General features: G+C 63.3%; 24 protein-coding genes. 12 read left to right on the top strand and 12 right to left on the bottom strand.

The window, feature by feature from the left end; genetic code table 11:
• Positions 1-3: 3 nt before the first annotated feature.
• The 4 genes from purF to folC are packed head-to-tail and all read right to left on the bottom strand — an operon-like array spanning position 4 to position 4189.
• Entirely contained in the window at positions 4-1506 is a 1503-nt protein-coding gene (gene purF / locus C5F53_RS17105) for an amidophosphoribosyltransferase (RefSeq protein ID WP_105262605.1), read from the bottom strand.
• Between the two features lie 12 nt (positions 1507-1518).
• Positions 1519-2004 (bottom strand): CvpA family protein, encoded by a 486-nt coding sequence (locus tag C5F53_RS17110; RefSeq protein WP_105262606.1) that lies wholly within the window; start codon positions 2002-2004, stop codon positions 1519-1521.
• Positions 2005-2017: 13 nt separating this feature from the next.
• Positions 2018-2833, bottom strand: coding sequence for an SPOR domain-containing protein (locus C5F53_RS17115; protein WP_105262607.1), 816 nt, complete (start codon positions 2831-2833; stop codon positions 2018-2020).
• 15 nt (positions 2834-2848) lie between these two features.
• On the bottom strand, positions 2849-4189 hold the full coding sequence (gene folC / locus C5F53_RS17120; protein WP_105262608.1) for a bifunctional tetrahydrofolate synthase/dihydrofolate synthase: 1341 nt from the start codon (positions 4187-4189) through the stop codon (positions 2849-2851).
• A 225-nt stretch (positions 4190-4414) separates the two neighbouring features.
• Between folC and C5F53_RS17125 the strand changes: the two genes are divergently transcribed.
• The 3 genes from C5F53_RS17125 (at position 4415) to argG (ending at position 6569) form a co-directional block, all read left to right on the top strand.
• The gene (locus C5F53_RS17125) at positions 4415-4774 is read left to right on the top strand and encodes an ArsC family reductase (RefSeq protein ID WP_105262609.1); all 360 of its coding nucleotides are present in this window, start codon (positions 4415-4417) and stop codon (positions 4772-4774) included.
• Between the two features lie 64 nt (positions 4775-4838).
• Positions 4839-5165: a pyrimidine/purine nucleoside phosphorylase gene (locus tag C5F53_RS17130; protein WP_105262610.1), complete on the top strand. Its 327-nt coding sequence runs from the start codon at positions 4839-4841 to the stop codon at positions 5163-5165.
• A 72-nt stretch (positions 5166-5237) separates the two neighbouring features.
• Complete coding sequence (gene argG, locus C5F53_RS17135) at positions 5238-6569, top strand: argininosuccinate synthase (protein WP_105262611.1); 1332 nt, start codon at positions 5238-5240, stop codon at positions 6567-6569.
• Positions 6570-6630: 61 nt separating this feature from the next.
• Here the strand turns inward: argG and C5F53_RS17140 are convergent, their stop codons facing one another.
• The 3 genes from C5F53_RS17140 to murB all read right to left on the bottom strand — a co-directional run bounded on the left by C5F53_RS17140 (position 6631) and on the right by murB (position 10072).
• Positions 6631-7530 (bottom strand): Bro-N domain-containing protein, encoded by a 900-nt coding sequence (locus C5F53_RS17140; protein WP_105262612.1) that lies wholly within the window; start codon positions 7528-7530, stop codon positions 6631-6633.
• A gap of 168 nt (positions 7531-7698) precedes the next feature.
• Positions 7699-8727 carry a virulence RhuM family protein gene (locus tag C5F53_RS17145; RefSeq protein ID WP_105262613.1) on the bottom strand — a complete coding sequence of 343 codons (1029 nt, stop codon included), beginning with the start codon at positions 8725-8727 and terminating at the stop codon, positions 7699-7701.
• 274 nt (positions 8728-9001) lie between these two features.
• On the bottom strand, positions 9002-10072 hold the full coding sequence (gene murB / locus C5F53_RS17150) for a UDP-N-acetylmuramate dehydrogenase (protein ID WP_105262614.1): 1071 nt from the start codon (positions 10070-10072) through the stop codon (positions 9002-9004).
• Positions 10073-10188: 116 nt separating this feature from the next.
• Between murB and C5F53_RS17155 the strand changes: the two genes are divergently transcribed.
• From C5F53_RS17155 to C5F53_RS17165, 3 genes are read left to right on the top strand one after another with little or no spacing between them, the layout of a single operon-like run.
• Positions 10189-10674, top strand: a complete 486-nt coding sequence (locus C5F53_RS17155) for a YajQ family cyclic di-GMP-binding protein (RefSeq protein ID WP_105262615.1) — start codon at positions 10189-10191, stop codon at positions 10672-10674.
• A gap of 4 nt (positions 10675-10678) precedes the next feature.
• On the top strand, positions 10679-11320 hold the full coding sequence (locus tag C5F53_RS17160) for a TIGR02281 family clan AA aspartic protease (RefSeq protein ID WP_105262616.1): 642 nt from the start codon (positions 10679-10681) through the stop codon (positions 11318-11320).
• Positions 11320-12291, top strand: a complete 972-nt coding sequence (locus tag C5F53_RS17165; RefSeq protein WP_236635423.1) for an HD-GYP domain-containing protein — start codon at positions 11320-11322, stop codon at positions 12289-12291. Before C5F53_RS17160 ends, C5F53_RS17165 begins: the two co-directional genes overlap by 1 nt.
• Before the next feature lie 19 nt (positions 12292-12310).
• On the opposite strand, the gene plsY is transcribed toward C5F53_RS17165, so the two are convergent.
• Both plsY and C5F53_RS17175 read right to left on the bottom strand, forming a co-directional pair.
• Positions 12311-12943: a glycerol-3-phosphate 1-O-acyltransferase PlsY gene (gene plsY / locus C5F53_RS17170; protein WP_105262753.1), complete on the bottom strand. Its 633-nt coding sequence runs from the start codon at positions 12941-12943 to the stop codon at positions 12311-12313.
• Between the two features lie 41 nt (positions 12944-12984).
• Positions 12985-13476, bottom strand: a complete 492-nt coding sequence (locus C5F53_RS17175) for an aminoacyl-tRNA deacylase (RefSeq protein ID WP_105262617.1) — start codon at positions 13474-13476, stop codon at positions 12985-12987.
• A 77-nt stretch (positions 13477-13553) separates the two neighbouring features.
• On the opposite strand from C5F53_RS17175, the gene C5F53_RS17180 reads away from it, so the two are divergent.
• Positions 13554-13784 carry a hypothetical protein gene (locus tag C5F53_RS17180; protein WP_105262618.1) on the top strand — a complete coding sequence of 77 codons (231 nt, stop codon included), beginning with the start codon at positions 13554-13556 and terminating at the stop codon, positions 13782-13784.
• Here C5F53_RS17180 and C5F53_RS17185 read toward each other — a convergent pair.
• The 3 genes from C5F53_RS17185 to C5F53_RS17195 all read right to left on the bottom strand — a co-directional run bounded on the left by C5F53_RS17185 (position 13781) and on the right by C5F53_RS17195 (position 17512).
• Entirely contained in the window at positions 13781-14848 is a 1068-nt protein-coding gene (locus C5F53_RS17185) for an aldo/keto reductase (protein WP_105262619.1), read from the bottom strand. The two genes, C5F53_RS17180 and C5F53_RS17185, sit on opposite strands and share 4 nt — an antisense overlap.
• 68 nt (positions 14849-14916) lie before the next feature.
• Positions 14917-15747 carry a hypothetical protein gene (locus C5F53_RS17190; RefSeq protein WP_105262620.1) on the bottom strand — a complete coding sequence of 277 codons (831 nt, stop codon included), beginning with the start codon at positions 15745-15747 and terminating at the stop codon, positions 14917-14919.
• Complete coding sequence (locus tag C5F53_RS17195) at positions 15728-17512, bottom strand: acyl-CoA synthetase (RefSeq protein ID WP_105262621.1); 1785 nt, start codon at positions 17510-17512, stop codon at positions 15728-15730. The genes C5F53_RS17190 and C5F53_RS17195 overlap by 20 nt, the downstream gene beginning before the upstream one ends.
• Positions 17513-17547: 35 nt before the next feature.
• Between C5F53_RS17195 and C5F53_RS17200 the strand changes: the two genes are divergently transcribed.
• From C5F53_RS17200 to pepN, 5 genes are all read left to right on the top strand, one after another.
• Positions 17548-18450, top strand: a complete 903-nt coding sequence (locus C5F53_RS17200; protein WP_105262622.1) for an alpha/beta fold hydrolase — start codon at positions 17548-17550, stop codon at positions 18448-18450.
• A gap of 70 nt (positions 18451-18520) precedes the next feature.
• The gene (locus tag C5F53_RS17205; protein ID WP_105262623.1) at positions 18521-19813 is read left to right on the top strand and encodes a hypothetical protein; all 1293 of its coding nucleotides are present in this window, start codon (positions 18521-18523) and stop codon (positions 19811-19813) included.
• A gap of 74 nt (positions 19814-19887) precedes the next feature.
• A protein-coding gene (gene prfB, locus C5F53_RS17210; protein WP_105262754.1) for a peptide chain release factor 2 occupies positions 19888-20992 on the top strand; the annotation gives its coding sequence in 2 pieces (ribosomal slippage) (positions 19888-19968 and positions 19970-20992; 1104 coding nt in all).
• 3 nt (positions 20993-20995) lie between these two features.
• Positions 20996-21670, top strand: coding sequence for an HAD family phosphatase (locus C5F53_RS17215; protein ID WP_105262624.1), 675 nt, complete (start codon positions 20996-20998; stop codon positions 21668-21670).
• On the top strand, positions 21654-24383 hold the full coding sequence (gene pepN, locus C5F53_RS17220; RefSeq protein ID WP_105262625.1) for an aminopeptidase N: 2730 nt from the start codon (positions 21654-21656) through the stop codon (positions 24381-24383). The genes C5F53_RS17215 and pepN overlap by 17 nt, the downstream gene beginning before the upstream one ends.
• The last annotated feature ends 9 nt before the right edge of the window (positions 24384-24392 follow it).

Genomic DNA, 24392 nt, shown 5'->3' on the forward strand with positions numbered 1-24392 from the left:
GGCTCAGTCCGCGTGGTTGGGCAGGGCCAGGCGCGAGGTGTCTTCCTGGCTCTCTTCACCGCCCACCCGTTTTTCGTTCAGGCGTTCGATGTCATCGGACGAGATATCGCCGGTGACGTACACACCGTCAAAACAAGAGGCGTCAAAGCCGGCCAGCTTGGTGCTCAGCGAGCCGATGGCCTTTTTCATGCCGTCCACGTCCTGGTAAATCAGGGCGTCGCAGCCAATGATTTCGCGAATTTGCTCCACGGTGCGGTTGTGCGCCACCAGCTCGTTGCTGGTGGGCATATCGATGCCGTAGACATTGGGAAAACGTACAGGCGGCGCGGCGCTGGCCAGGTAGACCTTGCGGGCCCCGGCGTCACGTGCCATCTGCACAATTTCCTTGCTGGTGGTACCACGCACGATGGAGTCGTCCACCAGCAGCACGTTGCGGCCCTTGAATTCGCTGGCAATCACGTTGAGCTTTTGGCGCACCGATTTTTTGCGCACGCCCTGGCCGGGCATGATGAAGGTGCGGCCCACATAGCGGTTCTTCACAAACCCTTCGCGGTACGGCAGGCCCAGCAATTGGGCTAACTGCGCAGCACTGGGGCGGCTGGATTCGGGGATGGGGATGACCACGTCAATCTCGTTGGGCGGCACGGTGGAGATCACACGCTTGGCCAAGGTCTCGCCCAGGTTCAAACGGGCCTGGTAGACCGAGATGCCGTCCATGACCGAGTCCGGGCGGGCCAGGTAGACAAACTCAAAAATACAGGGCGAGAGCTGGGGCGCTTCGGCGCACTGCTGGGCGTGCACATTGCCTTGCAGGTCAACAAACACGGCCTCGCCGGGGTCCACATTGCGGTCGAACTGGAAACTGCTGCCTTCCAGGGTCACCGACTCGCTGGCCAGCATCACATTGCCGTCGCCGTTTTTACCCATGCACAGGGGGCGGATGCCAAAGGGGTCACGGAAGGCCAACACGCCGTGGCCGGCGATGAGCGCAATCACCGCATAAGAACCCTTGACGCGTTTGTGCACATTGCGCACCGCGGCAAAGATGTCCATAGGCTGCAACGGCAGGCCGCGCGTGGTTTTTTCGATCTCGTGCGCCAGCACGTTGAGCAGCACTTCAGAGTCGCTCTCGGTGTTGATGTGGCGGTGGTCGGTGTTGAAGAGCTCTGCCTTCAGGGCGTGGGCGTTGGTCAGGTTGCCGTTGTGCACCAGCACGATGCCAAAGGGTGCATTCACGTAAAAGGGCTGGGCCTCTTCTTCGCTGAAGGCGTTGCCCGCGGTGGGGTAGCGCACCTGGCCCAGGCCGCAGTTGCCCAGCAAACTGCGCATATTGCGGGTGCGGAACACGTCCTTCACCATGCCCTTGGCCTTGTGCATGAAGAACTTGCGTTCTTGCTGGGTCACGATGCCGGCGGCGTCCTGGCCGCGGTGCTGCAAAAGCAGCAAAGCGTCATAAATCAGCTGGTTTACAGGTGCATTGCTAACAACGCCAACGATTCCACACATAGGGGTTCACTCTCAAGGTAAATACTTGCCAAATTCTTCGGGCAGCAGGGGCTTGAGCCCTGCCAGCACGGTGCTGGTGATGCGCGGGCCGGTGGCCTCTTGCCACCAGGCGGCGGTGTGCAGGGGCGTCATGCCCACCACCACGGTCACCACCAGCAGCAGCAGCACACCCCGCACCAGGCCAAACGCAGCCCCCAGCAGGCGGTCTGCCGGGCGCAGACCCACCGCAGCCACCAACTTTTTGATCAGAAACGCCACTAGCCCGCCAGCAAATATGGCCGCCACAAACACCAGCACAAAACCTGCGGCATAACGCACAGGTTCGGCGGCATTGCCCATCGGGAGCCACTGCGCGGCATCGGGCGCAAACCACTGCGCCAACACAAAGGCCACGGCCCAGCTCAGCACCGACAACACTTCAAACACCAGCCCCCGCCATGCACCAATCACCAGGGACAGCAGCAAAACCGCCAGAAAAATCCAATCAAGGATGGGCATATGGGGACGCGGCCTAGAGTTCCAAGATGGCCGCGGGCAGGCTCAGCTTCTTGATCTTGTCGGCGGCCTTTTGCGCCTCGGCCTTGTTGGCAAAGGGGCCAATGCGCACGCGGGTGCGTTGTGCGTCCTTGGCGCCTACCACTTGGGTATAGGTCTTGAAGCCCAGGGACTCCACCTTCTGGCGCGCTTCACGCAGCTTGGCGGCTTCTACATAGGCGCCCACCTGGACCACATAACGGCCCTCGGCCGCATCGGGCTTTTTCTCGGCCGGCTTGTCTGCAGCGGGTTTGCCGTCCAGCAGGGCCTGGGCCTTGGCGGCCTCGGTGGGCTTGGCGGCAGGTTTCTCTGCAGCCGCCACCGGTTTGGGCTCGGGTTTGGCTTCAGCCTTGACCGCGGGTTTGGGCTCTGCCTTGGGCGCAGGTTTGGCCTCGGTGATGATGGTTTCGGGCTTGGCCTCGGCCTTGGGGGCGGGCTTCGCGTCTGGCTTGGGTTCGGGTTTGGTGGGTGCAGAGGCCACGGGCGCGGGTGTACCGCCGCCAATGGCACCACCGCTCACCTGGGAGGGCGCAGCGTTGTTGGTGGCCACTTGCGGCGTGCCCAGCGGGGCGACCTTGGCCTTGTCCGGAATCTCGATGGGAATATCGACCGCAATCGGCCGGGGCTGGCTGTCAAACAGCAGCGGGAAACCGATCACCCCCACCAACACCAGCACGGCCGCGCCAATCAGGCGGTGCCGCGCGCGTTTGCGCATGACTTCCACGCTCTCAGAAGCACTGGATGGTGGGGTGGGCTGCTCGTCGCCACCTTTGCGAAACTTGAAAAAGGCCATGGATGGGGTGACGGTTCAGGTGGCTTGGGGCTGGAAGTGTTTGGCGTGGAGCTTGGGGGTGCCCTCTTGCAGCACTCCGCCCACGGTGTAGAACGATCCAAAGACGACGATTCTATCAGCGGGGTCTGCCGCGGCGATGGCGGCGCGCAGGGCCTGCATGGGGTCGGCAAAGGCCTGGGCCGACGCGTCTTTGCGCGTGTTTTGCGCCGTCCACTGGGACTGCAAGTCGGCGCTCGACGCGGCCCGGGGCGAAGGCAAATCGGTGAAATACCAGCGGTCCATCACCGGCGCCACCTTGGCAAACATGGGCGCCAAGTCCTTGTCGGCCATGGCGCCAAAGATGGCGTGGGTGGTGGGGTAGAAGCCCATGGCGTCCAGGTTGGCGGCCAGCGCGGCCACCGAATGCGGGTTGTGCGCCACGTCCAGCACCAGCGTGGGCTGGCCCGGAATGATCTGGAAGCGCCCCGGCAGCTCCACCAGCGCCAGGCCCACGCGCACGGCCTGAGCCGTGACGGGCAACTGCTCGCGCAGTGCGGTGAGCGCGGCCAGCACGCCGGAGGCATTCACCAACTGGTTGGCCCCACGCAGCGCCGGGTAGGCCAAGCCGCTGTAGCGCCGGCCACGGCCGGCCCAGCCCCACTGCTGCTTGTCGCCCGACACGTTGAAGTCGGTGCCCACGCGCCACAGGTCAGCGCCCACTTCCAGCGCGCGGTCCAGCACGCTTTGCGGCGGCACCGGGTCGCTGACGATGACCGGTCGGCCGGTACGCATGATGCCGGCCTTCTCAAAACCAATCGCCTCGCGGGTGTTGCCCAGCAGTTCCATGTGGTCCAGGTCGATGCTGGTGATGACGGCGCAGTCGGTGTCGATGATGTTCACCGCATCCAGCCGGCCGCCCAGGCCAACCTCCAGAATCACCACATCCAGCCCTTCACAGGACAGGGCCAGCAGGATGGCGAGGGTGGTGAATTCGAAGTAGGTGAGCGCAATTTCAGAGCCATTTTGGCCATCATTTCCGGTTCTGGCCCGCTCCACCTCTGCGAGAGCAGCTACAAATTTGCTAGCGGGTGCCGCCTCGCCCTTGAGCCGCATGCGCTCTTCAAAGTGCACCAGGTGGGGTGAGGTGTAGACGCCGGTCTTGTAACCCGCCTGGCCCAAAATGGATTCGAGCATGGCGCAGGTGGAGCCTTTGCCGTTGGTGCCGGCCACCGTAATGACGGGGCAGGCGAACTTGAGGTTCAGGCGCTGGGCGACGGCGCGCACGCGGTCCAGGCCCATTTCGATGCCGTTGATGCCCTTGGGGTGCAGGCGCTCGCAGTGGGCGAGCCAGTCTTGTAGCGTTGTCGGTGTTTCCATTGGTTTGGATTGTCGCAGGCATGGCTTTTGGGATCAGGCGGTGTGGGCGTTCTGCTGCGTGTCCCCCGCGCTGCGCGCTCCTCCTTTACCTACGCAGAACGCCCACACCGCCTGATCTGCCACCGCTTCTGTTATCGACGAGGAAAACACTTCATCACTACACTTTTGATAGCTGCTAGCGCAATATCTACGGGGGCTAGAGGCCAATTTCACCAAGAAAGTAGAATGAACAGCATGACCACCCTCTACGGCATTCCCAACTGCGACACCGTCAAAAAAGCCCGCGACTGGCTTACCGCGCACGGTGTGGACTACCAGTTTCACGACTTCAAAAAGCAAGGCGTACCCACCGACCTGCTGCCCGGCTGGATAGCCACCGCGGGCCTGGACACCCTGATCAACCGCCGCGGCCCCACCTGGCGCAAGCTGGACGAGGCCACCCAGGCCAGCGTGGTGGACACGCCCTCCGCCATCGCCGTGATGCAGGAACACAGCAGCGTCATCAAGCGGCCCGTGGTGGTGTGGGGCGACGGCACGGTGACCGTGGGCTTTAGCGACGCGGCCTTTGCCGCCCGCCTCCCGTAAAATCGCGGGTTGCCCGGTGCCTGGCGCGCCGGGCCCTCATTTCCATTACTTTTTGCCCAGCACCATGACCACCACCCACTTCGACAACGTTTCCGTCACCACCAAAGCCAATGTCTACTTCGACGGCAAGTGCGTGAGCCACGGCTTCACCCTGGCCGACGGCACCAAGAAGTCGGTGGGCGTGATCTTGCCCGCCACGCTGACCTTCAACACCGGCGCGCCCGAGATCATGGAATGCGTGGGCGGCAGCTGCGACTACAAGCTGGACGGCACCGACGCCTGGGTCACCAGCGGCGAAGGCGACAAGTTCAACGTGCCCGGCAACGGCAAGTTCCAGATTCGCGTTTCTGAGGGCTTTGAGGCTTACCACTACATCTGCCATTTTGGTTAATCCACACAGACGCATTCGCTCCCGTTTTCATAGCTGCTTGCGCATATTCCACGCGGGCTAGAGGCACATTTCATGTCAAACACCATTCTGCAAAACATCCCCGCCGGCCAAAAGGTCGGCATCGCCTTCTCTGGCGGGCTGGACACCAGCGCCGCCCTGCTGTGGATGAAGCAAAAGGGCGCCCTGCCCTACGCCTACACCGCCAACCTGGGCCAGCCCGACGAGGCCGACTACGACGAGATCCCCAAGAAGGCCATGGAGTACGGCGCCATCAAGGCCCGCCTGGTGGACTGCCGCCCGCAGCTGGCAGCTGAAGGCATTGCCGCCCTGCAATCCGGCGCCTTCCACATCACCACCGCCGGCAATACCTACTTCAACACCACCCCGCTGGGCCGTGCTGTCACCGGCACCATGCTGGTCAGCGCCATGAAGCAGGACGACGTGAACATCTGGGGCGACGGCAGCACCTTCAAGGGCAACGACATCGAGCGCTTCTACCGCTACGGCCTGCTGACCAACCCCGCGCTGAAGATCTACAAGCCCTGGCTGGACCAGCAGTTCATTGACGAACTGGGCGGCCGCTCTGAAATGTCGGCCTTCATCACGGCCAACGGCTTTGGCTACAAGATGAGCGCCGAGAAGGCCTACAGCACCGACAGCAACATGCTGGGCGCCACGCACGAAGCCAAGGACCTGGAATTCTTGAACAGCGGCATGAAGATCGTGAACCCCATCATGGGCGTGCCGTTCTGGAAAGACGACTGCGTCGTCAAGGCCGAAGAAGTGAGCGTGACCTTTGAAGAAGGCCGCCCTGTCGCGCTGAACGGCGTGCAGTTCCCTGACCTGGTCAGCCTGATCCTGAAAGCCAACGAAATCGGCGGCCGCCACGGCCTGGGCATGAGCGACCAGATTGAGAACCGCATCATCGAAGCCAAGAGCCGCGGCATCTACGAAGCCCCCGGTCTCGCGCTGCTGTTCATCGCCTACGAGCGCCTGGTCACCGGCATCCACAACGAAGACACCATCGAGCAATACCGCGACAACGGCCGCAAGCTCGGCCGCCTGCTGTACCAGGGCCGCTGGTTCGACAGCCAAGCCATCATGCTGCGTGAAACCGCCCAGCGCTGGGTGGCCAAGGCCATCACCGGCACCGTGACCTTGGAACTGCGCCGCGGCAACGACTACAGCCTGCTGAACACAGAGTCCCCCAACCTGACCTACGCGCCCGAGCGCCTGAGCATGGAAAAAGTGGAAGACGCACCTTTCAGCCCGCTGGACCGCATCGGCCAACTGACCATGCGCAACCTGGACATTACCGACACCCGCGCCAAGCTGCAGGTGTATTCCAACGCCGGGCTGCTGGAGTTGGGCAAGGGGGATGACTTCTTGAAGCTGGGTAAGTAAGCCTCGGTTGAAGCCCCAAAGACAAAGCCCGCCAAGTGGAAGCTTGGCGGGCTTTTTATCTTCACGCTGCGCTGCCTTTAGACGGCTTGGCGCGGATAAGGGGCTTTGGTTTGGTGGGCTCATCGGGTGCCAGCAGGTAGTTAGCTTTGCTCACCACCTTCTTACCGGTTTTGGCCTCCAGCGCCTTGCGGGCGTCGCCGGCGACCTTTCCGCCCTCTTTCGCAGAGGTGCGGTTTTCGTCAAACCCCATGGCATCGCTGCGGCGGGCAATTTCGGTAGTGCTGGCTTCGCCCAACATGGTGAAGATCAGCTCCAGATCAGTCATGTGGTCACGCAGGTTGTTGCCTGTCTTTACAACGTTCAAGCCTTTGAGCCGGCTGTGCTCGGTGGGCGTTACGCCAAAGGTGGCACGCGCGATTTCTGCAGTCAGGATGGAATACTCTTTGCCCTCTGCCACGCCACGCACTTTCCACTCGTCGGTCAACTCCCCACGCACACTGATGGAACGCAGCCTCTTCTCAATCCACGCCTGCGGATAGCCCTTGGCCTGGTACAGCTCACGGGCTCGGGCACTGGCCAGCTCGGGATTTTCAATCTCTTTGACCCGCTCGTAGCCCACCTGCGCCAGCCAGCGCTTAAACGGCTCCGCCTTCGGCGACGGGATAGTCTGGATGATGCGAAACAGGCCTTCGGTGTTGGCGCAATCCGTCACACGCTGCTTGCCGTCTGGAGCCTGGAGCTTCAACCCGTGACAAAACGTCACGGGTTGGCCTCCCTCCGCATTGAGTCGCTGTTTGAGTTTGCGCCAGTACGCACCGGCATCCGGGCTCGCGGTAAGGATGGCGCAAACATCCACCACCGAAAACCACCACTCATCGTTGTGCCAGACGCGGCGGATGCTTGACTCTTGAAAAACTGCGATATGGTTTGTTGAATCGGTAGGCGATGCAGGTTCAATCATGTTTTACCCATAAAACTGGTAATTCATACAGTATATTGACAGTCAAGCCTACGAGCACAGTTAAAGCAATTGCCCAACAGCCTGTTGGACAACTTTGCATCGGCGCAGCTCATCACGCAGCCAGTCTTTTTGGCGAGCATCCAGCATGGGCACATCAATCCAGGCGGTTCAGTCGCCCGACGCGCGGGGAAGCTGCTTCACCATGCGGTCAAAGTCACTCTCAAACAAGCGGTCTTGCACGATTCGGTATTTCTCGAATTCGCTTTCTGCATGCGCCTTGGCGATTTCAGCGGAGACCTTGCCGGCGTCTTGCAAGACTTCGCGGTCGGTCAACGCGATGAACGCATCCAGCCGCTTGGCCCAGTCTTCCATCGTCATGGGGATTTTGCGTAGGGCCCGTTCCTCCGCCAGGTCAAGATACGCATTGACGATTCGCCCCAGGGACTGCAGTTCTTCGCCGCTCAGATAGTTCTTGGCCACTGACACATCGTTCTTGAGGATTTTTCCGTCGGGCGCTTTCTCCCAGCTTGTCAGGCCCATGTGGGTTTGGGTGGCATCTGCCCGTTCCGCGATCAGCTCAGCAGCGGTGTGGCCATGGATGGCAAAGTGCAGCTTGTTTTGCACCTTTGCAAAGAAGGCCTTGGTGGTGGGGGCGTCCTGGTTGTAGTCCACGGCCGTGGCATAAATGTCGGTGATCTTTTGGTAGAAGCGACGCTCCGAAAGGCGAATCTCCCGTATCTCGGCAAGCAGGCGTTCGAAGTAGTCTTGCCCCAGGAAGGCACCGTTTTCCAGCCGCTTCTTGTCGAGAACGAAGCCTTTGATGGCGAACTCGCGCAGCACGCTGGTAGCCCATTGGCGGAACTGCGTGGCCCGCACAGAGTTGACCCGGTAGCCCACCGAGATGATGGCGTCGAGGTTGTAAAAATCGACGTTGCGCGTAACATCGCGGCCGCCCTCTGGTTGAACTGTCCGGAATTTCCGGAGAGTTGCTTCCCGAACGAGCTCGCCGGCAGCGTAGATGTTATTTATGTGCTCACTGACCGTGCGTACATCCACCGCGAACAACTCAGCCATGAGCTTTTGCGTAAGCCAGACCGTTTCGTCCTCGTAGCGGGCCTCAATGCTCTGCTCGCCGGCCTGGCCGGTAAAGATCAGGAATTCGGCTGTGCTGTTGCGGATGAGTCGGGTGCTGCTCATGTCAGATTCCTATCTATGGGTTGGCGTGCCATGCCAGGCAATGATACTGTTATTTTATACAGCCACAGGGTACCAGTGCTGCGCGCGGTACGAAAGATGTCTTTAATAGAAAGCGCCGCTTTTAAAGCAAGCTTGAATAGAAGGTGCAAGTGGGCAGAAGCCCCACGGGCACCAGCTATTTACAAGCCAAATATGCCTGTAGCCCACGTGGAATATGCGCCAGCAGCTATCAAAAGCATAGTGAATTTGCCACCTCCCGGCCGGAGCAAGTTGGCTACACCACCACCGGCTCAGACTCCAGCAGGATGCCAAAACGTTCGTACACGCTGGTCTGGATGGCCTTGGCCAGGGTCATGACCTCGCCGCCAGTGGCGCCATTGCCGTCCACCCCGGCGCCGCGGTTCACCAGCACCAGGGCCTGCTTGTCGTACACGCCGGCCTGGCCCACGCTTTTGCCTTTCCAGCCGCAGGCGTCAATCAGCCAGCCCGCGGCAAGTTTGACCGAGCCGTCGTGCAGCGGGTAGTGCACCACCTTGGGCTCGCGCGCGATGATGTCGGCGCACTGCTCGGGCGTGACGGTGGGGTTCTTGAAGAAACTGCCGGCGTTGCCAATGACGTTGGGGTCGGGCAGCTTGGCGCGGCGCACCTCGCACACCCAGTTGTAAATTTGGCGCGCCGTGGGCTGCTGGATGCCGGTCTCAAGCATCTTGCGCTCCAGGTCGGCATAGCCCAGCACCGGTTTCCAGGCCTTGGGCAGCGCAAAGCGCACGCGCAGGATCAGCGCCCGGTCTTTCAGGCCCAGGGACTGCCCGCCCGCGGTGGGCATCGCCCCCCCGTGTTTGAACACCGAATCGCGGTAACCAAAGGCGCACTGCGCGGCGTTCAGCGTGAAGACTTGGCCGGTTTGCAGGTCGATGGCGTCCAGCGATTCAAAGCGGTCCTGCAGCTCCACGCCGTAGGCGCCTACGTTTTGCACCGGCGCGGCGCCCACGGTGCCCGGGATCAGCGCCATGTTTTCCAGCCCCGGGTAGCCTTGGTCCAGCGTCCAGGTCACAAAGTCGTGCCAGGCCTCGCCGGCGCCGGCCTCCACCACCCAGTGCTTGTCGGTCTCGGCCACCAGGCGGCGGCCTGGCACCTCCACTTTCAGCACCAGGGGCTTTACATCGCCGGTCAGCACGATATTGCTGCCACCGCCCAGCACAAACGTGGGCGATGGGCCCCAGGTGGGGTCGGCCAGCAGGGCCTGCACATCGGCCTCGCTGGTGATACGTGCCAGCGCATGGGCCTTGGCCACGATGCGAAAGGTGTTGAAGGCCTGCAGGGGAACATTTTTCTCGACTAACATGGGAAGATTGTCGCACCGGGGCCTCCGTCGCTCCGGGCAGGCCCACGGCGCGGGCCCCATGGTTTATTGCGCACCCCACGGCCGTGCAGGGGTGCTTTCTCTCTAGTGAACACAAAATGCCTTCTTTTGATACCGTCTGCGAAGCCAACCTGGTCAAGGTGAAAAACGGCGTGGAAAACACCGTCAAGGAAATCACCACCCGCTTCGACTTCAAGGGCACATCCGCCAAGATCGAGATCAAGGACAAGGAAATCACCCTGATCGGGGATGCCGAGTTCCAGCTCGACCAGATCGAGGACGTGCTGCGCAACAAGCTGACCAAGCAGGAAGTGGATGTGCGCTTTCTGGACCGCGGTGATGTGCAGAAGATGGGCGGCGACAAGGTCAAGGTGGTCATCAAGGTGCGCAACGGCATTGAGGCCGAACTGGCCAAGAAAATCCAGCGCATCCTGAAAGACAGCAAGATCAAGGTCCAAGGCGCTATCCAGGAAGAAAAAGTGCGCGTGACCGGCGCCAAGCGCGACGACCTGCAAGCCGCCATGGCCCTGATCCGCAAGGAAATCACCGACGTGCCCCTGAGCTTCGACAACTTCCGCGACTAAGCCTATGAAAAACTTGTTCCTGGCTGCCGCCCTGCTGTTTGCCGCCCCGGTGTGGGCGCAGTCCGTGGCGATCAATGGCACGCTGGGCAACAAGGCCTTGCTGATTGTGGACGGCGGCTTTCCCAAGGCCGTGGCCGTGGGCGAGGTGCACAAGGGCATCAAGGTGGTGGCCATCCAGGGTGAACAGATCACGCTGGAAGTGGGCGGCAAGCGCCAGGTGCTGCGCGTGGGCGACGCCCCCGCCAGCGTGGGCAGCGGCGCGGGTCAGCAACTCAGCGGCGGCCGCGTGGTGCTGACGGCCGGCCCCGGTGGCCACTTCATGAGCGAAGGCCAGATCAACGGGCGCACCGTGCAGTTCATGGTCGATACCGGTGCCACCACCATCGCCATGAGTGTGGCCGATGCCAAGCGCATTGGGCTTGACTACCAGAACGGACAAACCGTGCAGATGAGCACCGCCAACGGCATCACCCAAGGCTGGCGCGTGACCCTGAACACGGTGCGTGTAGGTGATGTGATGGTGAGCGGCGTGGAGGCCGTGGTGTCCCCCGGTGGCATGCCCTATGTGCTGCTGGGCAACAGCTTTCTGAGCCGCTTTCAGATGAACCGCAACAATGACCAGATGGTGCTGGAGCGCCGCTTCTGATGCCAAACGCCATGGACGTGCGCGACGAAAACGAATACGAGGACCTGCTGGGTCAGTGGTCGGACCTGGAGAGTGGGCTGGGCATTATTTTGAGCAGCCCCGCAAATGCACAGCAGTTTTCCCACCGCGTGCTGCAGTACGACCGGTGGATGCAAGGCCTGCTGCAGCGTGACCCCGATGTGGGCCTATACCTGCTGTTCCAGCTGGCCAGCAACTCGCCGGTGGGTTACAGCGCCTCGCACTCCCTGGTGTGCGGTGTCTTGTGCCACCTGGTCGGCACCGAGCTGCGCCTGCCCCCCAAAGAGCGCAGCAGCTTGGTACACGCCGCGCTGACCATGAACATTGCCATGACGGCGCTGCAGGACGAGCTCGCCGGCCAGGCCGAAAAACCCACGCCCGCACAGCAAGACGCGATTCGCGCCCACGCCATCAAGGGCGCCATGATGCTGGCCAATCTGGGCGTGGCCGACGACGACTGGCTGGACGTGGTGTCCAGCCACCACGACGATGCGGTGGACAAGGACGATATGCGACTTGTGCCGACGTCAGTCCGGCTGGCGCGCATCCTGAAGGTGGTGGACCGGTATGCGGCCATGATCAGCCCGCGCAAATCCCGTTCGGGCCGCAGCGCCATCGAGTCGGCCCGCTCGGTCATGACACGGGCCACCAGCTCGGTGGATGAAATTGGCCAAGCCCTGGTGCGCGCCGTGGGCCTGTGCCCGCCCGGCACCTATGTGCGGCTGGACAACGACGAGCTGGGCGTGGTGGTGCGCCGCAGCACCAAGAGCAACCAGCCTTTTGTGGTGGTGGTGGGCAAGCCCGGTGGCGAGCTGGAAAACAACCCACGCCTGCACAGCACGGCCGAGGCCTACCCGCGCATCCGCTCGGCCCTGCCCTCGTCGGCGGTGCGGGCGCCGCTCAACCACTTCTACATCCTGCAGCTGGGCAGCCAGGCGCTGGCCATGGCATAAGCCCGGCCAGCGGTCAGCATCACGATTTCTTTTGCCCCAGCTTGGATTCCTTGCCTTGCACCAGGCGGGAGATGTTTTCGGCATGGCGCCAGATCAGCAACAATGACATGACGGCAATGGACAGCAGCACGCTCTTGTCCATGGCCCAGGCCACCTGGTTGCCAAAGACGTAGTAAGCCGGCGCAAACAGCGCCGCCACCAGCGACGCCAGCGACGAGTAGCGAAAGAAGTAGGCAATGATGAGCCAGGTCAGCCCCACGGCCAGGCCCAGCCAGCCGCTCACGCCCACCAGCACACCCAGTGCCGTGGCCACGCCCTTGCCGCCCACAAAGCGGAAGAACACCGGAAACAGGTGGCCCAAAAACGCCGCCAGCCCCACCAGCGCCATGGTGCCATCGCCCAGGCCATAGGGCTCGCCCCACCACTTCACAGCCACCACCGGCAACCAGCCCTTCAGCGCATCCAGCAGCAGCGTCACCACCGCCGCGGCCTTGGAGCCCGAGCGCAGCACATTGGTGGCACCGGGGTTTTTGCTGCCGTAGGTGCGCGGGTCGTTCAGGCCCATCACGCGGCTCACGATCACGGCAAACGACAGGGAGCCAATCAGGTACGCGGCCACGGTGGCCAGCACGGGGTAAAGCACAGAATTCAATTCAATCTCCAATCGGGTCTTGGCAATGCGTCAGTTGCGCATCATTCTTCCAGCGCGCACTGTACCTGCTTGGCGCCCAGCAGCTGCACACACACCTGCGGGTCCAGCCCCACCAGGTAACCGCGCCGCCCGCCGTTGATGCAAATGCGAGGCAGCTCCAGGATGCTGGACTCGATATAGACCGGCATGGTCTTGCGCGTGCCAAACGGGCTGGTGCCACCCACCAGGTAACCACTGTGGCGGTTAGCCACCTCGGGCGCACAGGGCTCTACCGATTTGGCGCCAATCTGGCGCGCCAGGTTTTTGGTGGACACCTTGCGGTTGCCATGCATCAGCACCACCAGGGGTTTGGCGTCCTGGTCTTGCATGATGAGCGTCTTGACCACGGTGAACGGGTCAAACCCCAGCACGGCCGCGCTGTGCTGGGCGCCACCGTGCTCCAGGTACTCGTAGGGGTGTTCGGTAAAGGCCACCTTGCTGGCTTTGAGCAGCTGGGTGGCAGGGGTCTCAGAAACGTGGTCTTTTTTGGCCATAGCTGCGTATTTTCCGCCACTTGCTTAGTGCATCGGCTGGTCCTACCATGGATCCTCCACACTCCGTATGGACCGCTATGGCACACATTACCTGGAACGACACGCCCACTGTGTACACCGCCTTGCTGGACGATGTGCCGGTGTGCACACTCAAGGTCAAAGACATCGGTGGCGTGGCCGCCAGCTGGCTTGACGAGCGTCTGTGGCCACCGCCCAGCCACATGCCCAAGGCCCCACCCCAGCCCACCCGCTTCTTTATCGACTTGGCCGAGGCCAAGGCGGCAGTCGAAGAAATGCTGAAGGCTTAGACGGCGGGGTCGCGGATCTCCCAGCGCACCTCGTCGATTTTCTTGAGCAGTTCGTCGGGCAGCGTGGTGCCCCAGGCGTTGATGTTGTCGTCTAGCTGGTCCAGTGTGCGCACGCCAATGATGGTGCTGGCCACTTGCCACTTGGTGTAGCAGAAGGCCAGGGCCATCTGGCTGGGCGTGAAGCCGTATTCGCGGGCCAGGGCGTTGTACTTGCGCGCGGCCTTGAGCGCATCGGGGCGGCCCCAGCGCTGCTTGCGGGTGGACTCGAACTTGCGCAGGCGCCAGTCTGGCGACACGGTCTCGCCCAGCAGGCCTTCCTCATCGTACTTGCCTGTGAGCAGGCCAAAGGCCAGCGGCGAGTACGGCAGCAGCGACACGCCCAGGCGGTGCAGGGTTTCGTCCAGGCCGTTCTCTACCGTGCGGGCCAGCAGGCCGTAGTTGTTTTGCACAGTGGCAATGCGCGGCAGGCCATGCTGCTCGGCCAGGCGTACAAATTCGTGCACGCCATAGGGCGTTTCATTGGACAGGCCGATGGCGCGCACCTTGCCGGCCTTCACCAGCACATCCATGGCACGCAGCTGCTCCTCAATCGCGCTGCCGCCCACGTTTTCATTCTTGGGGTCGAAGTACATGCCGCCGAACATGGGCACGTGGCGCACCGGCCAGTGGATCTGGTAGAGGTCAATCACCTCGATGTTCATGCGCTGGAGGCTGCCTTCGCAGGCGGCGATGATGTCTTCGGCGGTCAGGTTGCTGCTGCCGTTGCGCACCCAGGGCATGCCGCGCGAAGGGCCGGCCACCTTGGTGGCGATGACCAGTTTTTCGCGAACGCTGGGGTTGGCTTTGATCCAGTTGCCGATGATTTTTTCGGTCAGGTTGAAGGTCTCGGCACGCGGTGGCACCGAGTACATCTCGGCCGTGTCGATGAAGTTGATGCCGCGCTCCACGGCGCGGCTCAGGATGGCGTGGGAGGTGGGTTCGTCCACCTGCTCGCCAAAGGTCATGGTGCCCAGGCAGATGGGGGTAACGTGCAGGTCGCTGGAGCCAAGTTGAACGGTTTTCATGCGGGCGCTATTCAGAAAATGGGGTGAAGAAACGGCGAATCGAACAATGGTAGCGCGGAGTGAAAGACCTAGTCGCCGCCACAGCCTCCCCCGCAGCTGCTGCCACCATCACTGCCACCGCTGTCCGAACTGAAGCTGAATGAACCATCCGGGGAACCATCGCCTCCGCCACCGCAGCCCCCGCCACCACCGTCGCCAAAGCTGGTGCCGCAGTAGGCGTCGGAGCCGGCCTTGTTGTTGATGTCGCGGCAGTTGGGCACATAGGTGAAACCGCCCGCAATGGCGAACTTCTTGTCCAGTGCAAACAGCAGCGGCAGGCGCGTGGGGGCACCGGGGTCAATGCTCTCTTCCTTGCAGGCCCAGAACCAGGCACGGCGCAGGCCGCTGTTGCGCTTGGGGTCGCGGCCCAGCACCTCGGCCGGGCTGTGGTGCAGCAGGCTGCCAAATGCCGCATGGCACCACTGCTCATAACCCCGCGTGTGCAGGATGAACTCGTGCCAGGCCGCGTCCACCACCTTGGACGGCATGGCCACAAACTGGCGATTGCTGCGCAGGTGCGCCATGAAGAACTGGCGCAGGCCGTGTAGCACCAGCTCGGTGTCGCGCACGCTGAGCTGGGGGTACTGCGCCATGAGCTTGGCGCCCAGAAAGCGTGGCAGCGGTGCCTCGCGCACAAACTGGCGGCGCAGGCTCAGCTCCCAGGCCCGCAAAGCGAGAAACAGAAACACGCACAACACACCGTTTAGCACCAGGGCCAGAAAAAACATGCTGCGCCAGGGACTGGCGGCGTACTGCAGGAGGGAAAACAAGGGCAGCGCCAGCCACTTGCTCCAGCTCAACCAGGCAATGCGCCTAAGCAGCGTGGGCCTAAACGGGGCCTTAAGCGCGGGCAGCCGCATAACGCGCCTCCTCTTGCAGGCGCAGCACGCGGCGCTGCACTTTTCCGGTGGTGGTCATGGGCAGGGCGTCCACAAACTCAATCTCCTTGGGGTACTCATACGGTGCCAGTTGGCCTTTCACATGGGCTTGCAGCTCCACCGTGAGTTTGGCATGCAATTGGCCTCTAGCCCACGCATCGTCTGCGCAAGCAGCTATAAAATCAGGAGCAATAACCACATAGGCCTTAACCAGCGCACCGCGCTCGGCGTCGGGCTTGGGCACCACGGCGGCGTTGATGACGGCCGGGTGCTTGACCAGGCAGTTCTCGATCTCGCCGGGGCCAATGCGGTAACCCGCGGCCTTGAACACGTCGTCGCTACGGCCCTGGTACCAAAGGTAGCCTTCCGCGTCGCGCACCGCCAGGTCACCCGTGCGGCACCAGTCGCCGGTGAACTTGGCGGCCGTGGCGGCGGGGTTCTTCCAGTAGCCCAAAAAGAAAATGGGGTCGGGCTGGCCGTTCACGTCGAACCGGTGCAGCGCCACGTCGCCGGGCACGCCCACCTCGCACTCGTTACCCGCGTCGTCAATCACCGCCACGCGGTGGCCGGGGTAGCCCATACCCATACTGCCGCCCTTGGCGGGCCAGTGGCGATTTGAATTCCCCACGATGTAGTTCATCTCGGTCTGGCCAAACATCTCGTTGGGCGTCACACCCAGCTGCCGCTCGCAGTAGCCAAACACCGCGTCGCCCACGGCCTCGCCCGCGCTCATGATGGCGTCCAGCTTGAGCTTGAACTGCTGGCGCACGGTCTTGCCCTTCACACCCGGATAGGCCTTCATCATGGCCTTGAGCGCGGTGGGAAACAGGAAGGTATGCGTCACGCCACAGTCGCGCATCAGCTCCAGCGCCGTCTGCGGGCTGAAGCGCCCGCTGTAGGCCACGATGGGGCGGCCGAAGTACAGCGTCGGCAGCAACGCGTCCATCAGTCCGCCGGTCCACGCCCAGTCGGCCGGTGACCAGAACACGGCCTTGGAATTCGCATTCTTCTTGCCATCAAAACCAAACCAGTTCTGACTCGCCACAAAACCGCTCAGGTTGCCAATCAGTGCGCGGTGCGGAATCAACGCGCCCTTGGGGTTGCCCGTAGTGCCGCTGGTGTAGATCAGCACGGCGGGCTCTTCGGCCAGCGTGTTCACCAACGTGAACTGTGCGGACTCCTGCGCCAGTACCGTGGTCCAGTGCAGATCGGCCTGGCCTGACGCCCCCACGCCAATGACCGTGCGCAGCAGCGGGCAGTCGTCACGCACGCTGGCCAGCGCCTCCAGCGAGGTGGCATCACAAATCGCCACCACCGCCTCGCTGTCGTGCAGGCGGAACTGCAGCGCCTCGGGGCCAAACAACATGGAGAGCGGCATGGCCACCGCACCCAGCTGCAGCACCGCCATGTAGGCCACCGCAGTTTCAAAACGCTGCGGCAGCACGATGCCCACGCGGTCGCCACGCTGCACGCCCAGCACGCGCAGCGCGTTGGACAGGCGGTTGGCCTGCGCCTGTAGCTCCAAATAAGTATGAAAAGTGCTCTCAGCCCCCGTGGAATATGCGCGAACAGCTACTCTTTTTATAGCATCAGACTGCTCCGCCCAGCGCTGGCTGCAGGCCTGGGCCATGTTGAAATGCTGCGGCACCTGCCAGCCAAAGCTGCCGTGCAACGCGGCGTAGCCGGGGGGAAGCCCCACCGCGCTCTGTGTCTTCGATGTCTTGTCGCGTCGTTGACTGACTGGCATGCCCTGCCTCCTTGTACGTCCTTATGATTCCAGCAATGTACCAAGTCAAACGCCCCTGCCGCAGCGAATTCGTCCCAATCCGCAACCTGAGCTACCACGTGCAAGTCTGGGGCGAGCCCGGCCCCGGCAAGACTCCGCTGGTCATGGTGCATGGCTGGATGGATGTGGCGGCGAGCTACCAGTTTGTGGTGGACGCCATGGCGCAGGACCACTACATCATCGCTCCCGACTGGCGCGGTTACGGCAAAACCAAAGCCCCGTTGGCCGACAACTACTGGTTCCCCGACTACCTGGCCGACCTGGACTTTCTGCTGGACCACTACGCGCCCGGCCAAGCGGTGAACCTGGTGGGCCACAGCATGGGCGGCAACGTGGTGATGTTGTATGGCGGCGTGCGCCCCGAGCGCATTCGCCGCCTGGTGAACCTGGAAGGTTTTGGCATGCCAGCCACCATCCCTGCCCAAGCCCCCGGCCGTTTTGCGACCTGGATGGACGAGCTGAAGAAACTGCACGCGGGTGAGATGGACCTCAAGGCCTACGACAGCGCCGACGGCGTGGCACGCCGCCTCATGAAGACCAACCCGCGCCTGGGCCAGGACAAGGCCGACTGGCTGGCCCGCCACTGGGCCGCCGAGACGCCTGAGGGCCAATGGGCCATCCAGGGCGATGCGGCCCACAAGATTTCCAATGCCCAGCTCTACCGCGTGGAAGAAGTGCTGGAGATCTACAAACGCCTCACCATGCCCGTGCTGGCGGTGGAAGCGTCGGACAACAGCCTGGACCAGTGGTGGCGCGGCAAGTACACCCTGGCCCAGTACCACGAGCGTCTGCAGGTGGTGCCGAATGTGGAGATTGCACACATTAACGATGCGGGCCACATGATGCACCACGACCAGCCTGAGGTGCTGGCGGCGCTGATCGAACGCTTCATCGTCTGAATCCGCACAGACGCAGACACATGGCAGGTTGATAATGCGGCGCAACGTCCGCACCGCTTCAGGAGATTCCATGCAAGCCCGCCACCGTCCCGCGTATTCCACCACCACCCTGGCCAGCGCCCTGCTGCTGGCCCTGGGCAGCAGCCCCGCCATCTCGCAAACCCAGGTGGTGCGCCCGCCGGTGGCGCAGTACTGGATGGACGTGGCCACCGTGCGTATGGCCGACATGGACGAGCTGCCCAACCTGGGCGCCGTGGGCGGTCTGGCCGCCAGCATGGCCGGCATCCAAGGCATGGGCGAGGCCAGCTTTGGCGCCACCAAGGGCATGCTGCCCGGCCGCTGGCTGGACATTGCCGTGGCCACCCAGCGCAAACCTGCGGGCACCACTGCCACCCAAAGTATTCCCCCCGGTCTAAACCTGGGCGCCAGCCTGACGCTGCTGCCGCCCGAACCCGCGGCCACCAAACCCACCACCCCGCAGAGCCGCAACACCGAAGACGGTGTGCCCGAGCAACCCAAGGGCCGCATCCTGCTCTACTGGGGCTGCAGCGACACGGTGCGTGCCGGCCAGCCCAAGGTGCTGGATGTGGCCAATGCCAAACCCGAGGACTACGGCCAGTTCATGCGCGGGCGCGCCACGCCTGAACGCGGTGCCACCGCCGCCCCGGGGCACGCCCTGTGGCCCAACCCGCAGAGCAAACAACCCGTGCCCAAAGGTGCCTCGCTGCAGGGCGAGCACAAGGTGGCAGGCGACGGCATTCCGGCCAGCCTGCAGTTTTCCATCGGCCAGGTGCAGGACTTCATGCCGCCCCTGGCGCTGTCCACCACGGGTGGTGGCGCCAGCGCCACCACCGTGGCATGGCCAGCCCAGCCGCAGGCGCGCGCCTACTTTCTGAACGCCATGGGCGGCAGCGACGGTGAAATGGTGTTGTGGAGTTCGTCCGAAACACCCGAGCCCGGCTGGGGCCTGATGGACTACCTGAGCACACCCAATCTGGACCTGTGGCTGGCCGACAAAACCCTGCTGCCCACCAGCCAGACCCAGTGCGCCATTCCGGCCGGCATTTTTGCCAAGTCCGGGGGCGCCATGGTGCGTGGCATGGCCTACGGGCAAGAGCTGAACCTGGTGCACCCACCCCGCCCCGCCGACCGCCGCGTGGCCTGGGCGCCCGAGTGGGCAGCGCGTGTGCGCGTCAAGTCCGTGGCCACGCTGCCGCTGGAAGAGGCGGGCAGCAAACGCCGCCCAGCCCCCGCCGCCAGTGCCCCCACCGGCGACGAAGCGCCTGAGCAAAAGTCCCTGTTGCCCGTTATTCCCGGGCTGCCCGGTCTGGGCGGTGCGCTCAAGGGCTTGTTCGGTCGCTAGGCACGGGCGCCGCGCGGGCGCCCAAGCATGAGAAAATCGGTGTTTTCCCCATTCAGCAGAACGAGAACACCATGATCGAAGCAGAGCGCGTCAACCTTATCGGCACCACCCTGGCAGACCTGACCGCCAGGACCCAGGAACTTCGGGGGTATCTTTGACTACGATGCCAAAGCCGAGCGCCTGCGCACCGTCAATGCATCGTTAGAAGACCCCACCGTTTGGAACGACCCCAAACGCGCCCAGGAGCTGGGCAAAGAAAAGAAGATGCTGGACGGCGTGGTCGTCACCCTGAATGACCTGACCAGCAACCTGGCCGACAACACCGAGTTGTTCGAGATGAGCAAAGAAGACGGTGACGAAGCCGGCCTGCTCACCATCGAGGCCGAGACCGCCAAACAGGCCACCATCATCGAGGGCCTGGAATTCCGCCGCATGTTCAACAACCCGGCCGACCCCCTGCCCTGCTTCCTGGACATCCAGGCCGGCGCCGGTGGCACCGAGGCGTGCGACTGGGCCAGCATGCTGCTGCGCCAGTACCTCAAGTACGCGGAACGCAAGGGCTTCACCGCCACCGTGGAAGACATCACCGACGGTGACACCGCCGGTATCAAGGGCGCCACCATCAAGGTGGAAGGCGAATACGCCTTTGGCCTGCTGCGCACCGAAACCGGCGTGCACCGCTTGGTGCGCAAAAGTCCGTTTGACAGCTCGGGCGGGCGCCACACCTCCTTCGCGTCCGTCTTTGTGTACCCCGAGATTGATGACTCGATCGAGATCGAGATCAACCCCAGCGATGTGCGCACCGACACCTTCCGCGCGTCTGGCGCCGGCGGTCAGCACATCAACAAGACCGACTCGGCCGTGCGTTTGACACACATCCCCACCGGCATCGTGGTGCAGTGCCAGGACGGCCGCAGCCAGCACAGCAACCGCGACGTTGCGTGGAAGCGCCTGCGCAGCCGCCTGTATGACTTCGAGCTGCGCAAGCAGCAAGAAGCGCAGCAAAAGCTGGAAGACACCAAGACCGATGTGGGCTGGGGCCACCAGATCCGCAGCTACGTGCTCGACAACAGCCGTATCAAGGACCTGCGCACCAACGTCGAAGTCTCGGCCACCCAAAAAGTGCTGGATGGGGACCTGGATGTGTTCATCCAGGCATCTCTGAAGCAGGGCATCTAAGGCATGTTGGACGCTTTGATTTTCGACATGGACGGCACCATGATCGACTCCATGCCTTCGCACAAGGAAAGCTGGGCGGTGTTCGCCCAGCGGCAGGGCCTGGAGGTGGACATTGCCGATCTGATGCGCCGCACCACCGGCCGCACGGGTCTGGAGTGCATGCGCGATCTGTTTGGCCGCCCTGACATGGATGCGGCCGAGGCCATGGCCCATGTGCACGAAAAGGAAGCGGTGTACCGCGAAATTTTCTCGCCCATCTTTGCCGAGGTAGCGGGGTTTAAAGCGTTTTTTAACCTCGCGCATGGCCGCGGCCTGAAGCTGGGCGTGGGCACGGCGGGTGACCGCCACAACCAGGCCTTTGCCTACGCCAACCTGCAAATGCCCATTGCCCCACTCACCACCGTGGGCGGCGACGAGGGCCTGCCCGGCAAACCCGAGCCTGCCATTTTTCTGGAAGCCGCGCGCCGCATGGGCGTGGAGCCCGCGCGCTGCATCGTGTTTGAAGACGCACCGCTGGGCATCGAGGCCGCACGCCGTGCCGGCATGCGCGCTGTGGGCATCGCCAGCAGCCACCACCCCGACGAACTGCGCGGCCCGCACGTGCTGGCCGTGGTGCCCGACTACCACGCCCTGATCACATCCCAATTTTTGGAGACACACCATGTTGCAACTTCGTGAGGCCTCGGGCCCGGCTGCGGTGATCCACCGCGGCGACTACACCGCCCCCGCCTACTGGATCGACACCGTCGACCTGAGTTTTGACCTGGACCCCGCCAAAACCCGCGTGCTCAACAAGATGACGTTGCGCCGCAACCCCGATGTAGCGGCCCAGCCCCTGCGCCTGGACGGCGAAGAACTGAACCTGGCGCGCGTGCTGGTCAATGGCCAGGGCACCAGCTTCAAGATGGAAGACGGTCAACTGGTGCTGGAAAACCTGCCCGAAGGCAGCGAACCCTTTGCGCTGGAAATCTTCACCACCTGCGCGCCCGTTAAGAACACCAAGCTCATGGGCCTGTACGTGAGCAACGAATCGTTCTTCACGCAGTGCGAGGCCGAGGGCTTTCGCCGCATCACCTACTTCCTGGACCGCCCCGATGTGATGGCCATGTACACGGTGACCCTGCGCGCCGACAAGGCCAAGTACCCCGTGCTGCTGTCCAACGGCAATCTGGTGGACAGCGGTGTGCTGGAAGATGGCCGCCACTTCGCCAAGTGGGTGGACCCGCACAAGAAACCGTCGTACCTGTTTGCGCTGGTGGCCGGCCAGTTGGTGGCGCGCGAGCAGCGCATCACCGCCCGCAATGGCAAGGACCACCTGCTGCAGGTGTTTGTGCGCCCCGGCGATCTGGACAAGACCGAACACGCGATGAACAGCCTGATGGCCAGCGTGGCCTGGGACGAGGCGCGCTTTGGCCTGCCGCTGGACCTGGAGCGCTTCATGATCGTCGCCACCAGCGACTTCAACATGGGCGCCATGGAAAACAAGGGCCTGAACATCTTCAACACCAAGTACGTGTTGGCGAACCAGGCCACGGCGACGGACGTGGACTACAGCAACATCGAAAGCGTGGTGGGGCATGAGTACTTCCACAACTGGACCGGCAACCGCATCACCTGCCGCGACTGGTTCCAGCTGAGCCTGAAGGAAGGCCTGACCGTCTTCCGCGACCAGGAATTCAGCCAGGACCTGTGCGCTGAGCCATCGGCCCGCGCGGTGAAGCGCATCGAAGACGTGCGCGTGCTGCGCACCGCCCAGTTCCCCGAAGACGCGGGCCCCATGGCCCACCCGGTGCGGCCCGACAGCTACATCGAGATCAACAACTTCTACACCGTCACCATTTACGAAAAAGGTGCCGAAGTGGTGCGCATGATGCAAACGCTGACAAGCCGCAAAGGCTTTGAGCAAGGCATGGCGCTGTACTTCGCGCGCTTTGACGGCCAGGCCGTGACCTGCGATGACTTTGCCCAAAGCATTGCCGACGCCAACCCGGGCTCTGCGCTGGCCAACTTGCTGCCCCAGTTCAAGCGCTGGTATAGCCAAGCCGGCACACCCCGCCTGGCCACCCGCGGTGAATACGGCGCGGCTGCGCAGACCTACACCCTGCACTTCAGCCAAAGCTGCGCGCCCACGCCGGGCCAGGCCGGTAAAGAGCCCTTTGTCATCCCCGTGAGCCTGGGCTTGGTAGGTGCCAGCAGCGGCGCGGCCCTGCCCCTGCACGTGCAAGGCAGCAGCGTGGCCGGTGCCGACAGCCACCTCTTTGTGCTGACCGAAGCCAGCCAGAGCATCACCTTCACCGGTGTGACTGAGGAGCCCGTGCCCTCCATCCTGCGCGGCTTCTCGGCGCCCGTGGTGCTGGACTTTGACTACAGCGACGCCCAGCTGCTCACCCTGCTGGCCAACGACCCCGACCCGTTCAACCGCTGGGAAGCCGGCCAGCGCCTGGCGCTGCGCAGCGCTATCAATTCAATAGCTGCTGGCGCAGATACTACGGGCGCTACACCCCTAAATGATGCCTATATTGACGCCATGCGCGCCGTGCTGCGTCACCCCACGCTGGACGCCGCCTTCAAGGAACTGGTGCTGACCCTGCCCAGCGAAACCTACATCGCCGAGCAGCTGGACGTGGTGGACCCGCAGCGCATCCACGCCGTGCGCGACGCCATGCGCCTGCAACTGGCCACCGCCCTGCAAGCCGACTGGGAATGGGCGTTTGAAGCCCATAAAGACAACGGCGCCTACCGCCCCGACCCCGTCTCCAGCGGCCGCCGCGCCCTGGCTGGCATGGCGCTGGGTTTCCTGAACCTGGCCGCCGTGCAGAGCGCCGCTTCGACAGGCTCAGGACAGTCGGATATTTGGCCCGGCAAGACACTGCAGCGTTTCAAGGACGCGGGCAACATGACCGACCGCTTCAACGCCCTGTCTGCCCTGGTGGGCAGCGGCCATGCGCTGGCTGCGCCCGCCCTGGCGCGCTTCCACGCACTGTTCAAGGACGAAGCGCTGGTGCTGGACAAGTGGTTTGCCCTGCAAGCAGGCACCAGCGACCGCGGTGGCCAGGTGCTACCCGCCGTGCGCCAGCTGTTAGCCCACCCGGACTTCAACATCCGCAACCCCAACCGTGCACGCAGCGTCATCTTCAGCTACTGCAGCGCCAACCCCGGTGGCTTCCACCGTGCAGACGCGGCAGGGTATGTGTTCTGGGCCGACCGCGTGATGGAGCTGGACGGCATCAACCCCCAGGTAGCCGCCCGCCTGGCCCGCGCACTGGACCGCTGGAAGAAGCTGGCCGAGCCCTACCGCAGCGCTGCGCGCGAAGCGCTGGTGCGCGTGGCCGCCAAGACCGACCTCAGCAACGATGTGCGCGAGGTGGTAGACCGCGCGCTGGCCGACTAAACGCACGGC

The organism is Rhodoferax sp. TS-BS-61-7 (assembly GCF_002943465.1).
Taxonomy (GTDB): domain Bacteria; phylum Pseudomonadota; class Gammaproteobacteria; order Burkholderiales; family Burkholderiaceae_C; genus Allorhodoferax.

What these genes read in the sequence shown, in the direction of transcription:
- C5F53_RS17205 (WP_105262623.1), top strand. Translation starts at nt 18,521, where the DNA reads ATGCAAGCCCGCCACCGTCCCGCGTATTCCACCACCACCCTGGCCAGC.
- argG (WP_105262611.1), top strand. Translation starts at nt 5,238, where the DNA reads ATGTCAAACACCATTCTGCAAAACATCCCCGCCGGCCAAAAGGTCGGC.
- C5F53_RS17110 (WP_105262606.1), bottom strand. Translation starts at nt 2,004, where the DNA reads ATGCCCATCCTTGATTGGATTTTTCTGGCGGTTTTGCTGCTGTCCCTG.
- C5F53_RS17160 (WP_105262616.1), top strand. Translation starts at nt 10,679, where the DNA reads ATGAAAAACTTGTTCCTGGCTGCCGCCCTGCTGTTTGCCGCCCCGGTG.
- C5F53_RS17200 (WP_105262622.1), top strand. Translation starts at nt 17,548, where the DNA reads ATGTACCAAGTCAAACGCCCCTGCCGCAGCGAATTCGTCCCAATCCGC.
- C5F53_RS17130 (WP_105262610.1), top strand. Translation starts at nt 4,839, where the DNA reads ATGACCACCACCCACTTCGACAACGTTTCCGTCACCACCAAAGCCAAT.
- C5F53_RS17215 (WP_105262624.1), top strand. Translation starts at nt 20,996, where the DNA reads ATGTTGGACGCTTTGATTTTCGACATGGACGGCACCATGATCGACTCC.
- C5F53_RS17155 (WP_105262615.1), top strand. Translation starts at nt 10,189, where the DNA reads ATGCCTTCTTTTGATACCGTCTGCGAAGCCAACCTGGTCAAGGTGAAA.
- purF (WP_105262605.1), bottom strand. Translation starts at nt 1,506, where the DNA reads ATGTGTGGAATCGTTGGCGTTGTTAGCAATGCACCTGTAAACCAGCTG.
- C5F53_RS17145 (WP_105262613.1), bottom strand. Translation starts at nt 8,727, where the DNA reads ATGAGCAGCACCCGACTCATCCGCAACAGCACAGCCGAATTCCTGATC.
- C5F53_RS17195 (WP_105262621.1), bottom strand. Translation starts at nt 17,512, where the DNA reads ATGCCAGTCAGTCAACGACGCGACAAGACATCGAAGACACAGAGCGCG.
- C5F53_RS17190 (WP_105262620.1), bottom strand. Translation starts at nt 15,747, where the DNA reads ATGCGGCTGCCCGCGCTTAAGGCCCCGTTTAGGCCCACGCTGCTTAGG.
- C5F53_RS17165 (WP_236635423.1), top strand. Translation starts at nt 11,320, where the DNA reads ATGCCAAACGCCATGGACGTGCGCGACGAAAACGAATACGAGGACCTG.
- C5F53_RS17125 (WP_105262609.1), top strand. Translation starts at nt 4,415, where the DNA reads ATGAACAGCATGACCACCCTCTACGGCATTCCCAACTGCGACACCGTC.
- C5F53_RS17115 (WP_105262607.1), bottom strand. Translation starts at nt 2,833, where the DNA reads ATGGCCTTTTTCAAGTTTCGCAAAGGTGGCGACGAGCAGCCCACCCCA.
- folC (WP_105262608.1), bottom strand. Translation starts at nt 4,189, where the DNA reads ATGGAAACACCGACAACGCTACAAGACTGGCTCGCCCACTGCGAGCGC.
- C5F53_RS17175 (WP_105262617.1), bottom strand. Translation starts at nt 13,476, where the DNA reads ATGGCCAAAAAAGACCACGTTTCTGAGACCCCTGCCACCCAGCTGCTC.
- C5F53_RS17185 (WP_105262619.1), bottom strand. Translation starts at nt 14,848, where the DNA reads ATGAAAACCGTTCAACTTGGCTCCAGCGACCTGCACGTTACCCCCATC.
- C5F53_RS17180 (WP_105262618.1), top strand. Translation starts at nt 13,554, where the DNA reads ATGGCACACATTACCTGGAACGACACGCCCACTGTGTACACCGCCTTG.
- pepN (WP_105262625.1), top strand. Translation starts at nt 21,654, where the DNA reads ATGTTGCAACTTCGTGAGGCCTCGGGCCCGGCTGCGGTGATCCACCGC.
- murB (WP_105262614.1), bottom strand. Translation starts at nt 10,072, where the DNA reads ATGTTAGTCGAGAAAAATGTTCCCCTGCAGGCCTTCAACACCTTTCGC.
- C5F53_RS17140 (WP_105262612.1), bottom strand. Translation starts at nt 7,530, where the DNA reads ATGATTGAACCTGCATCGCCTACCGATTCAACAAACCATATCGCAGTT.